7 protein-coding genes are annotated in these 11801 nt (G+C 65.0%); all 7 read left to right on the top strand.

The genetic code is table 11. From position 1 onward, the window contains the following. Nucleotides 1–85 precede the first annotated feature (85 nt). The 7 genes from rph to rpoB all read left to right on the top strand — a co-directional run bounded on the left by rph (nt 86) and on the right by rpoB (nt 11795). Complete coding sequence (gene rph, locus L288_RS25585) at nt 86–802, top strand: ribonuclease PH (protein WP_021236986.1); 717 nt, start codon at nt 86–88, stop codon at nt 800–802. Nucleotides 803–902: 100 nt separating this feature from the next. After that, complete coding sequence (gene rdgB, locus L288_RS25580; RefSeq protein ID WP_021236985.1) at nt 903–1532, top strand: RdgB/HAM1 family non-canonical purine NTP pyrophosphatase; 630 nt, start codon at nt 903–905, stop codon at nt 1530–1532. An 88-nt stretch (nt 1533–1620) separates the two neighbouring features. After that, a complete protein-coding gene (locus tag L288_RS25575) occupies nt 1621–2556 on the top strand; it encodes a LysR family transcriptional regulator (RefSeq protein ID WP_021236984.1) in 936 nt (311 codons plus the stop codon). Between the two features lie 187 nt (nt 2557–2743). After that, nucleotides 2744–4912: a TonB-dependent receptor gene (locus L288_RS25570; RefSeq protein ID WP_021236983.1), complete on the top strand. Its 2169-nt coding sequence runs from the start codon at nt 2744–2746 to the stop codon at nt 4910–4912. Between the two features lie 113 nt (nt 4913–5025). After that, complete coding sequence (locus L288_RS25565) at nt 5026–6141, top strand: DUF47 family protein (RefSeq protein WP_021236982.1); 1116 nt, start codon at nt 5026–5028, stop codon at nt 6139–6141. A 155-nt stretch (nt 6142–6296) separates the two neighbouring features. Continuing rightward, nucleotides 6297–7298 carry an inorganic phosphate transporter gene (locus L288_RS25560; RefSeq protein ID WP_021236981.1) on the top strand — a complete coding sequence of 334 codons (1002 nt, stop codon included), beginning with the start codon at nt 6297–6299 and terminating at the stop codon, nt 7296–7298. 333 nt (nt 7299–7631) lie between these two features. Beyond that, nucleotides 7632–11795 (top strand): DNA-directed RNA polymerase subunit beta, encoded by a 4164-nt coding sequence (gene rpoB, locus L288_RS25555; RefSeq protein WP_021236980.1) that lies wholly within the window; start codon nt 7632–7634, stop codon nt 11793–11795. Nucleotides 11796–11801: the final 6 nt, after the last annotated feature.

Below are 11801 nucleotides of genomic sequence, written 5' to 3'. Positions count from 1 at the left end.
GCATCGCTTTTTGCGAAAAACCGGTTCCCACTTTTTCGCGCGATGCTCTAAGCCGCAGCGACTGAACGCTTCGGAGAAAGAAATTATGCGTCCTTCCGGCCGCGCGCCCGACCAGATGCGCGACATCACCATGGAGCCCGGCTTCACCATCCATGCCGAGGGCAGCTGCCTCGTCAGCTTCGGCGATACGCGCGTGCTGTGCACCGCATCGGTCGAGGAAAAGGTGCCGCCTTTCCTGCGCGGCAAGGGTTCGGGATGGGTCACGGCCGAATATGGCATGCTGCCCCGCGCCACCCACACGCGCGGCAGCCGCGAGGCGGCGAAGGGCAAGCAGTCGGGCCGGACGCAGGAAATCCAGCGCCTGATCGGCCGGTCGCTGCGCGCGGTGGTCGACCTGCAAAAGCTGGGCGAGCGGCAGATCGTGGTCGATTGCGACGTGATCCAGGCCGATGGCGGCACCCGCACCGCGGCGATTTCCGGGAGCTGGGTGGCGCTGCGCATCGCGATCGACAAGCTGATCGCATCGGGCGCGCTCAAGGAAGACCCGATCGTGCAGAAGGTCGCGGCGATAAGCTGCGGCATCTATAACGGCACGCCGGTGCTGGACCTGGACTATGCCGAGGACAGCAATGCCGAAACCGACGCCAACCTGATCCTGACGGGCGACGGCAAGTTCGCCGAGGTGCAGGCGACGGCGGAAGGCGCGGCCTATGACGAGGAGGAGCTGCTGCGGCTGCTGCGGCTGGCGCGGATCGGCTGCGCGCAGATCTTCGCCGCGCAGGACAAGGCGACCGGGCGCTGACTCTCACCATCCGTTCGCTTCGGGCTTGTCGAGAAGCCGATAGCGCATGCGCGCGTTTCTCGACTAAGCTCGAAACGAACGGAGCGAGGTATGCACGAAGATGAGTGACGAGTTCGGACAGGAACAGGCGATCCGCAAGCTGGGTCCGGGCAAGCTGGTGATAGCGAGCCACAATCCCGGCAAGGTGCGGGAGATTGGCGATCTGCTGGCGCCCTTCGGCATCGAGACCGTATCGGCCGCGGCGCTGGACCTGCCCGAACCGGAGGAGACCGGCACCACCTTCATCGCCAATGCGGAATTGAAGGCGATGCAGGCGGCCGACCTGTCCGGCCTGCCCGCGCTGGCGGACGACAGCGGCCTGTGCGTCGAGGCGCTGAACGGCGATCCGGGCATTTTTTCGGCGCGCTGGGCCGGTGAGGCGAAGGATTTCGGGCTGGCGATGCGGCTGGTGTGGGACGCGATACAGGCCAAGGGGCCGGATGCGGGCCATGACGCGCATTTCGTCTGCGCGCTCGCGCTGGCCTGGCCCGATGGCCATGTCGAGGTGTTCGAAGGGCGGGTCGACGGCACGATCACCTGGCCCCCGCGCGGGGACAAGGGCTTTGGCTATGACCCCATCTTCCAGCCGCACGGCCATGCGATCAGCTTCGGCGAAATGGAGCCGGAGAAGAAACATGCGATGAGCCACCGGGCAGACGCCTTCGCGCAGATGGTGGCGGCGGTTTTCTGACGGGCTGCGGCCTTCGCCGGAGCGGGGCCGGTTTGGGAGGCGAATATCGCGCTTAACCCGGTGGGGAATTTCCCCTATCACGGGGCTTATGGCCTCTCCCTCCCTGCGCCAACTGGATATATTCGCGCAGATGGTGGCGTCGGGCAGCATTGCGCTGTGCGCGCGCGACCTTGGCGTTTCGGTCGATCAGGTGGCGCGGGACCTGGCTTCGCTGGAACTGCGGCTGGGCTACCGGCTGTTCGACGATCTTTCCGGCAAGGCCCGGCTGACCCCGGCGGGACGGAAGACGGCGGAGGCGATGACGCTGCTGTCGGCGGACGACCCGGAAAGCTGGAGCCAGGGCAAGGCGCAGGAGACGGACGCCGGGGGAGCGGCGGAGCAGCCGCCCCGGCCAAACGCGCAGGAGCAGCGGCAGTCCATCGTCCTGGCAGCGCCCGCCCCGGTGTTCGGCCGCTTTCAGGAAGCGCTCGCCGCGTTCGAAGCCGCCAATGAGGATGTGGCGATCACGCTGGACCTCACCATCCACCTTGCCGACGAGGCGGCGGCGGCGCTGGACGCGGGGCGCGTCGACATCGCCTATTTCTATGCGCTGGGGGAAGCCGCGCACCTGCCGTCGCGCTATGGCTGGTCGGAGCAGATCAACCTCTATGCGGGCAAGGATCATCCCCTGGCGCGGCGCGACAGCGTCAGCCCGGACGATCTGGCGATCACGCCGATGCTGATGATGGAGCCGCCCAATCCGCTGCGCCGGATCATCGACACGGCGCTGGCCCGCGAAGGCATCCGCACCGGCGATCCGGTGCTGGAGACGGACAATATGTTCGACATCATGACCATATTGCGGGAAGGCGCGGGCTGCTTTGCCGCCTTTGGGCCGCTGGCGCGCGACCTGGGGCGGCTGGGCGGGATAGGCCGCCTCGCGCTGGAGCGTCCGCTGCCCGCGGTGGAGGTGCGGCAGGCAAGGCGGGCCGATGGGCAGGGCGGTTCGGCCGTGGACGCGCTGGCCGAATTTCTGTTTCTCTAGAAATCCCCGGTTCACATGGATGCTGCTTAAACATCGTCATTGGGGCTGAGTCCCGCCCGGCGCCGTTCGCTGCTGAACGGACAGGGTGGGGTAAAAAGCGCCATATTTCGGCCAGATCACTATTGATATGTTATAACATAGAGGATAGGAGAGCGCTGCTTCCGGCATATCGAAGGACGAATGATTGATGCACCGGCTTTCCCTGTTGCGCGCGAGCTGCGCCATTGCGGCTCTTTCCCCTGCCCTCCCCCTCTTCGCACAGACCAGCACTCCTTCCGGCCCGCAGGCCTATCATGACGATCGCGCCGACATCGTCGTCACGGCGATCATCCCGCGCCGCCAGGGCGACATATTGTCGGGCACCTCGGTAATTTCCGGCGAGCAGCTCACCCGCGAATTGCGGCCGACCATCGGCGAGACGCTGGCGCGCCAGCCGGGCGTTTCGGCGACGTCCTTCGGCCCCAACGCCTCCCGCCCGGTGTTGCGCGGTTTCCAGGGCGAGCGCGTGCGCATCCTGACGGACGGCATCGGCAGCTTCGACGTGTCGAACACATCGGTCGATCATGCGGTCGCGATCAACCCGCTGACCGCCGACCGGATCGAGGTGCTGCGCGGGCCGTCCGCGCTGCTCTACGGATCGTCGGCAATCGGCGGCGTGGTCAATGTGATCGACAGCCGCATCCCGCGCCGCGTGCCGGACGAGCCGGTCCATATCGACGGCATCGCCACCTATGGCAGCGCGGCCGGCGAGCGCACGGTCGCGGGCGAGCTGGAGGTGCCGGTGGCCGCTGGCCTGGTGGCGCATTTCGACGGCAGCTATACGAAGACGGACGACCTGCGCACCGGCGGCTATATTCTGGCCGCGCCGCTGCGCAGGATCGCGGCGGCTTCGGACGATGAGGAGATCCGCCAGGACGGGCGGTTGCGGGGCAAGCTGCCCAACACGGCCGCAGAGACATGGGAGGTCGCGGGCGGCTTTGCCTATATCGGGGATCGCGGCAATCTGGGCATCTCCGTGTCGCACAGCGAGAACCGCTATGGCGTGCCGTCCCGCTTCGACGTGACGGATTCGCATGATCACGATCATGACCATGACGAAGAGGGTCACGATCATGATCATGAAGAAGGCCACAGCCATGAGAATGTGACGCTGAACATGCGCCAGACGCGGGCCGACCTGCGCGGCGAGGTGGCGGTCAATGGCGGCTTTCTGGACAGCATCCGCCTGCGCGCTGGCTGGGCCACCTACCAGCATCAGGAGATCGAACCCACGGGCGAGGTCGGCACCACCTTCCGCAACCAGTCGATGGAAAGCCGCCTGGAGTTCGTCCAGTCGCGCCGGGGCGGCTGGGACGGCGCAACGGGCGTGCAATATTTCACCCGGCGCTTCTCCGCAGACGGGGAAGAGAAGTTCCTGCCGAAGAACGAGACGGAACAACTGGGCGTCTTCACCCTGCAATCGGTCGATCTGGGCGACACGCGGCTGGAGGCGGGCGCCCGTTTCGAAAAAAGCTGGCTGCGGTCGGACCCTGACGCGGACCTGTTCATCACCGGGCAGCGCCGCAGCTTCGACGCCTTTTCCGCGTCGGCCGGTGCGAGCCAGCAGATCGTGCCCGGCTGGCGGCTGGGGCTGAACGTCGCGCGCACGGAACGCGCGCCATCGGCCGAGGAATTGTTCGCGCGCGGCAATCATGCGGGCACACAGGCATTCGAACTGGGCAATCCGTCCTTTGGCCTGGAAAAGAGCTGGGGCGTCGAAGGAAGCTTGCGGGGCGAAGGGCCGGGCTATTCCCTGTCGCTGTCGGCCTATCACAACTGGTTCAAGGGCTTCATCTACGACGCGCTGGCCGATGATTCCGCCTGCATGGCGGCGAATGGCGGCGAGCCGCTGGAATTCCCCTGCTACCAATATGCGCAGTCCGACGCCCGCTATCTGGGGTTCGAGGCCGAAGCGTCGGTGAAGCTGGGCCGGATCGGCGGCTATGCGGTCAATCTGGACGGCATGGCGGATTATGTCCGGGCGACCATCACCGGTTCCGGGCCTGCGGTCAGGATCCCGCCGCTGCGGCTGCTGGGCGGCGTCGAGTTGCAGGACGACCGGCTAAGCTGGCGCGCGGAGGTGGAACATAGCTTTGCCCAGCGGCGGATCGCCGAAACGGAAACGCCCACGGACGGGTTCACACTGGTCAACGCTTCGGTGTCGTTCAAGCCGTTCAAGGACAATAGCCGCACGGCCATCAGCCTGTCGGCGAACAATATCTTCGACGTGGAAGCGCGACGCCATGCCAGCGTGCTCAAGGATTTCGCCCCGCTGGCCGGGCGTGACATCCGCGTCACGGCGCGCCTGTCCATCTGAATCGATAAACCTAGTTGATTGCGCTGTGTGACGGTTTCGTTACATAGCGCAATCATGGATGAGGGGCGATCAGCGATTGGCGGCAAGGGCCAGACCGCGCCGGAGGTCTGGTGATGCGCCAGATCGCCGCCCTTCCCTACGCCACCGACGCCCAGGGATCGATGCGAATCCTGCTGATCACGTCGCGCGACACGCGGCGATGGGTCATTCCCAAGGGCAACCGGATCAAGGGCATGGCCGGGCACCGCGCCGCGGAGCTGGAAGCCTATGAGGAAGCGGGCATTCACGGCATCGCCTGCCCCGCGCCGCTGGGCCGCTACCGCTATGACAAGCGGCGGCGCAAGGGCGGCACGCGCGAGGCGACGGTCGACGTTTTCCCCCTTGCGGTGACGGGCCAGTTGCCGCAATGGCCCGAACAGGGGCAGAGGGAACTGCGCTGGTTTCCGGTCGCCGAGGCCGCGAAGGCGGTAGACGAACCCGATCTCCAATCCATCATCGCGGCCTTTCGCGAGCCGCCGCGTAATCCCGGCTGGTTCTTTCGGATTTTGCTGCGGATCAGGGAATGGCAAGGCGAAAGGACTGGAATGCTGCGCTGGTTTCACGCGCTGATGCCCAAGCAGGGCCGCTTTTTCGAACAGTTTGAGGATCATGCCGCGATGCTGGTCGCGGGGGCGGACGCGCTCGCCCGGCTGCTGAAAGGCGGGCCGGACATGGATGCGCACATCGCGGAAATCTCCGCGCGCGAGCATGAGGCGGACGATATCATCCGCGAAGTGTTGCAGGATGTGCGCCGCATCTTCGTGACGCCGTTCGACCGCAGCGCGATCACGGGCCTGATCGGCGTGATGGACGATGCCATCGACCAGATGAACCAGACCGCGAAGGCCATCGCCCTGTTCGAGGTCAAGGATTTCGCGCCGCAGATGCAGGATATGAGCGCGCTGATCGTGGAATGCGCGCGCATCACGGCGGAAGCGATGCCGCTGCTGCGGTCGCTCAACCTCAACTCTGTCCGGCTGCACGACCTCACCGAACGGCTCGTGAAGCTGGAAGGCCATGCCGACATATTGCACGAGGCGGGCCTGAAAGCGCTCTACAACCAAGCGCGGCAGGGCAATCCGATGGACTTCGTCGTCGGCAACGAAATCTACGCCCATCTGGAAAAGGTGACCGACAGGTTCGAGGACGTCGCCAACGAGATTTCCGGTCTGGTCATAGACCACGCTTGATGACAAGCCTCCACCACCGTTCGTCCTGAGTGGGGCCTGAGCCTGTCGAAGGCCCGTATCGAAGGGCCGCGCAGGCCCGGCGCTTCGATACGCCGCTTCGGCAAGCTCAGCGGCTACTCAGTGCGAACGGGATCTGAAGGGTAGACGTTCGTTTCATGGAAGCCCAACTCGCCTTCCCGCTGCTGATCGCGCTGATCGGCATCGCCCTTGCCTTCGACTTTCTGAACGGGCTGCACGATGCGGCCAATTCCATCGCGACGATCGTGTCGACGCGCGTGTTGAAGCCGCAATATGCGGTCGCGTGGGCGGCCTTCTTCAACTTCATCGCCTTCCTCTTCTTCGGCCTTCATGTGGCGGAGACGGTGGGCAAGGGCATTGTCGAGGCGAGCATCATCGATCCGCAGGTGATCTTCGGCGCGCTGATGGGCGCGATCGCGTGGAACCTGATCACCTGGGCGCTGGGCATACCCTCCTCCAGCAGCCATGCGCTGATCGGCGGCCTGCTGGGCGCGGGCACGGCGAAGGCGGGCCTTGGCGCGGTGGTGTGGAGCGGCGTGTTCAAGACCAGCGCCGCGATCGTGATGTCGCCCGCGATCGGCCTGATACTGGCGCTGTTCCTGGTGCTGATCATCAGCTGGATATTCCGCCGCTTCACGCCGCAGGGGGCGGACCGGGTGTTCCGCAAGCTCCAGCTCGTGTCGGCCTCGCTCTACTCGCTGGGCCATGGCGGCAACGACGCGCAGAAGACGATGGGGATCATCGCCGTCCTGCTGTATTCGCAGGGCATGCTGGAGGGCGGCTTCCACGTTCCCTTCTGGGTGGTGATCTCCTGCCAGGCGGCGATGGGCATCGGCACGCTGCTGGGCGGATGGAAGATCGTCCATACGATGGGGTCGAAGATCACCCGGCTGAGCCCGGCGCAGGGCTTCTGCGCGGAAACGGGCGGCGCCATCACCCTGTTCATGGCGACGCATCTGGGCGTGCCGGTGTCCACCACCCACACGATCACCGGCGCGATCGTGGGCGTGGGCGCATCCCGCCGCCTGTCGGCCGTGCGCTGGAACGTGGCGTCCAGCATCGTCGTCGCCTGGGTCGTCACCCTGCCCGCCGCCGGGCTGATCGGCGCTGGCTTCTACGAACTTACGCGATTGTTCTGAACAGAAGGCAGCCCACCCCCCTTCACAAAGGGCGAACGGCATTCTATATGCAGTTTCGAAATCCGGCTGTCATGCCGCCCTTGGGCGGTGCGGCGGCCGTCCCCCGGATCGCCCGGGGACCGGCTTCGATTAGCGCGCGAAACCGGCGGGATTGGGCGAAAGCGGCGGGTCACAAGACGCTGACAGTGCGGATCGGACAGCCCCGGCCCGCACTTTTTTGCGTGGCGGCAGAGGGGCGAATCACCCTTTAGCCGCCAACGCTCCGGCTGAATTTTCGTTGCGATGCGAAAAAATGCGACGAATTACACGCTTAGGCAACAGGCAGGATACGCAATGGCGACCAGAGCTCTCCCCCCGATCAGCAATACCGGCGCGAAGAAGCGCATCAGAAAGGTATTCGGCGACATCCACGAAGTGGTGCAGATGCCGAACCTGATCGAGGTCCAGCGGGAGAGCTATGAACAGTTCCTGCGGTCAGACCCGAAGACCGGTTATGTGTCGGGCCTGGAAAAGACCCTGCGCTCGGTCTTTCCGATCCGCGACTTCGCAGGCACCGCCGAGATGGACTTCGTCCATTATGAGCTGGAGGAGCCGAAGTACGACGTCGAGGAATGCCGTCAGCGCGGCATCACCTATGCGGCGCCGATGCGCGTCACGCTGCGCCTGATCGTGTTCGAGGTGGACCAGGACACCGAAACCCGCTCCGTGCTCGATATCAAGGAGCAGGACGTCTACATGGGCGACATGCCGCTCATGACGCAGAACGGCACCTTCATCGTCAACGGCACCGAGCGCGTGATCGTGTCGCAGATGCACCGCTCGCCGGGCGTTCTGTTCGATCATGACCGGGGCAAGACCCACTCGTCGGGCAAATATCTCTTCGCCGCGCGCGTCATCCCCTATCGCGGTTCGTGGCTGGACTTCGAATTCGACGCGAAGGACATCGTCAACGTCCGCATCGACCGCAAGCGCAAGCTGCCGGTGACGGCGCTGCTCTATGCGCTGGGCCTCAATGCCGAAGACATTCTGGGCCACTTCTACAACAAGGTGACCTTCCTGCGCGGCGAAGGCGGCTGGCAGATCCCCTACACCGCCGAAGCATGGCGCGGCCAGAAGCCCGCCTTCGACATCGTCGACGCCAAGTCGGGCGAAGTCGTTTTCGCCGCCGGTCACAAGATCAGCCCCCGCGCCGCGAACAAGGCGGAGAAGGACGGGCTCGAAACCCTGCTGATCCCGACCGAGGAAGTCTATGGCCGCTACAGCGCCTATGACCTGATCAACGAGAAGACGGGCGAGATCTATATCGAGGCTGGCGACGAGGTTTCGCCTGAAAATCTCGAAAAGCTGGACAAGGCGGGCATCGACCGTCTGGAGCTGCTGGACATCGACCATGTCACCACCGGCCCCTGGATCCGCAATACGCTCAAGGCCGACAAGGCCGAGGAGCGCGACCAGGCGCTGGCCGACATCTACCGCGTGATGCGCCCTGGCGAACCGCCGACGAAGGAAACCGCCGAAGCGCTGTTCGCTGGCCTCTTCTTCGATCCCGAACGCTACGACCTGTCGGCGGTCGGCCGCGTGAAGATGAACATGCGCCTCGACCTCGACGCCGAGGACACCGTCACGACGCTGCGCACCGAGGATATCCTCGCGGTCGTCAAGGAACTGGTGAACCTGAAGGACGGCAAGGGCGAGATTGACGATATCGACAATCTGGGCAACCGCCGCGTCCGTTCCGTGGGCGAACTGCTGGAAAACCAGTATCGCGTCGGCCTGCTGCGCATGGAGCGTGCGGTCAAGGAGCGCATGTCGAGCGTCGACGTGTCGACGGTGATGCCGAACGACCTCATCAACGCCAAGCCCGCCGTGGCCGCGGTGCGTGAGTTCTTCGGTTCCTCGCAGCTGTCGCAGTTCATGGACCAGACCAACCCGCTGTCGGAAGTCACCCACAAGCGCCGCGTGTCGGCGCTTGGGCCGGGCGGCCTTACCCGCGAGCGCGCTGGCTTCGAAGTCCGCGACGTTCACCCGACCCATTATGGCCGTATCTGCCCGATCGAAACGCCCGAAGGCCCGAACATCGGTCTGATCAACAGCCTGGCGACGTTCAGCCGCGTCAACAAATATGGCTTCATCGAAACGCCCTACCGCAAGGTGATCGACGGCAAGGTGACCAACGAGGTCGTCTATCTGTCGGCGATGGAGGAAGCCAAGCACACGATCGCGCAGGCGAACGCGGAACTGAACAGCGACGGCACCTTTGCCGAAGACCTGATCTCCGCGCGTGAGGCGGGCGAATTCCTGATGGCGCCCAAGGACCACATCACCCTGATGGACGTCAGCCCCAAGCAGCTGGTGTCGGTCGCGGCCTCGCTCATTCCCTTTCTGGAAAATGACGACGCCAACCGCGCGCTCATGGGATCGAACATGCAGCGTCAGGCCGTGCCGCTGGTCCGTGCCGAGGCGCCGTTCGTCGGCACCGGCATGGAAGGCACGGTTGCGCGGGACTCCGGCGCTGCCATCGCGGCGCGCCGCGCGGGCATCATCGACCAGGTCGACGCGACCCGTATCGTCATCCGCGCGACCGGGGATATCGAGCCCGGCCAGTCGGGCGTCGACATCTACACGCTCCAGAAGTTCCAGCGTTCGAACCAGGACACCTGCATCAACCAGCGTCCGCTGGTGAAGGTGGGCGATCTGGTCGAAGCGGGCGACGTGATCGCCGATGGCCCGTCGACCGAGTTCGGCGAGCTGGCGCTGGGCCGGAACACGCTGGTCGCGTTCATGCCCTGGAACGGCTACAATTATGAAGACTCCATCCTGATCTCCGAGCGGATCGTGAAGGATGACGTCTTCACCTCGATCCATATCGAGGAGTTCGAGGTCATGGCCCGCGACACCAAGCTGGGGCCGGAAGACATCACCCGCGACATCCCTAATGTAGGCGAGGAAGCGCTGCGCAACCTCGACGAGGCGGGCATTGTTTACATCGGCGCCGAAGTGGAGCCGGGCGACATTCTGGTCGGCAAGATCACGCCCAAGGGCGAATCGCCGATGACCCCGGAAGAAAAGCTGCTCCGCGCGATCTTCGGCGAAAAGGCGAGCGACGTGCGCGACACGTCGCTGCGCCTGCCGCCGGGCGTCGCCGGTACGGTCGTGGAAGTCCGCGTCTTCAACCGCCACGGCATCGACAAGGACGAGCGCGCCATGGCGATCGAGCGGGAGGAAATCGACCGTCTCGCCAAGGACCGCGAGGACGAACGCGCCATCCTCAACCGCGCGACGTTCAACCGTTTGCAGGAAATGCTGCTCGGTCAGGTGGCAACCGCCGCGCCCAAGGGCGTGCGCAAGGGCGTGGAGATTGACGAGGCGCTGCTCAACGAGGTCGAGCGTCATGAATGGTGGAAGTTCGCGGTCGCGGACGACGCCCGTCAGGCCGGTATCGAAGCCGTCAAGGCGCAGTATGACGAGGCGGTCAAGCTGATCGTCGAGAAGTTCGAGGATCGCGTCGACAAGCTCCAGCGTGGCGACGAACTGCCGCCGGGCGTGCTCAAGATGGTCAAGGTCTTCGTCGCGGTGAAGCGCAAGCTGCAACCGGGCGACAAGATGGCTGGCCGTCACGGCAACAAGGGCGTCATCTCGCGCATCCTGCCGATCGAGGACATGCCGTTCCTGGAGGACGGCACCCATGTCGATATCGTGCTCAATCCGCTGGGCGTGCCGTCGCGCATGAATGTCGGCCAGATCTTCGAAACGCATCTGGGCTGGGCCGCGCGCGGCCTTGGCCAGCAGCTCAAGCATGCGCTGGAGGAATGGCGTGAAGCCAATCCGAACGCGCAGGGCGGCGAGATGCCGGACGCGGTGAAGACCCGCCTGCTGGAAACCTATGGCCCGCAATATGCCGACCAGATCGAAGGGCGCACGGCCGAGCAGATCGTCGATCTGGCCGAGCATCTGGCGCGCGGCGTGCCGATGGCGACACCGGTGTTCGACGGCGCGCGCGAAGCCGACGTGTCGGCGATGCTGGAACTGGCGGGGCTGCACTCGTCGGGCCAGTCGGACCTGTATGACGGCCGCACGGGCGACAAGTTCGACCGCAAGGTGACTGTCGGCATCATCTATATGTTGAAGCTGCACCACCTGGTCGACGACAAGATCCACGCTCGCTCGATCGGCCCCTACTCGCTTGTTACCCAGCAGCCGCTGGGCGGTAAGGCGCAGTTCGGCGGCCAGCGCTTCGGTGAAATGGAGGTGTGGGCGCTCCAGGCCTATGGCGCCGCCTACACCTTGCAGGAAATGCTGACGGTGAAGTCGGACGACGTGGTCGGCCGCACCAAGGTCTACGAGGCGATCGTCAAGGGCGACGACACGTTCGAGGCCGGGATTCCCGAAAGCTTCAACGTGCTGGTCAAGGAAATGCGCTCGCTGGGCCTGAACGTCGAACTCGCGTCGATGGACGAGATCGAGGACGATGACGGCTTCGCGCAGGCGGCTGAGTAAACCGGC

It is taken from the genome of Sphingobium quisquiliarum P25 (genome assembly GCF_000445065.1).
Taxonomy (GTDB): Bacteria; Pseudomonadota; Alphaproteobacteria; order Sphingomonadales; family Sphingomonadaceae; genus Sphingobium; species Sphingobium quisquiliarum.
The sequence above is the reverse complement of the archived record's forward strand: the minus strand, read 5'-3'. Positions and strand labels throughout refer to the sequence as shown.

Coding starts and splice junctions, on each gene's coding strand:
- rph (WP_021236986.1), top strand. CDS start 86: ATGCGTCCTTCCGGCCGCGCGCCCGACCAGATGCGCGACATCACCATG.
- rdgB (WP_021236985.1), top strand. CDS start 903: ATGAGTGACGAGTTCGGACAGGAACAGGCGATCCGCAAGCTGGGTCCG.
- L288_RS25575 (WP_021236984.1), top strand. CDS start 1,621: ATGGCCTCTCCCTCCCTGCGCCAACTGGATATATTCGCGCAGATGGTG.
- L288_RS25570 (WP_021236983.1), top strand. CDS start 2,744: ATGCACCGGCTTTCCCTGTTGCGCGCGAGCTGCGCCATTGCGGCTCTT.
- L288_RS25565 (WP_021236982.1), top strand. CDS start 5,026: ATGCGCCAGATCGCCGCCCTTCCCTACGCCACCGACGCCCAGGGATCG.
- L288_RS25560 (WP_021236981.1), top strand. CDS start 6,297: ATGGAAGCCCAACTCGCCTTCCCGCTGCTGATCGCGCTGATCGGCATC.
- rpoB (WP_021236980.1), top strand. CDS start 7,632: ATGGCGACCAGAGCTCTCCCCCCGATCAGCAATACCGGCGCGAAGAAG.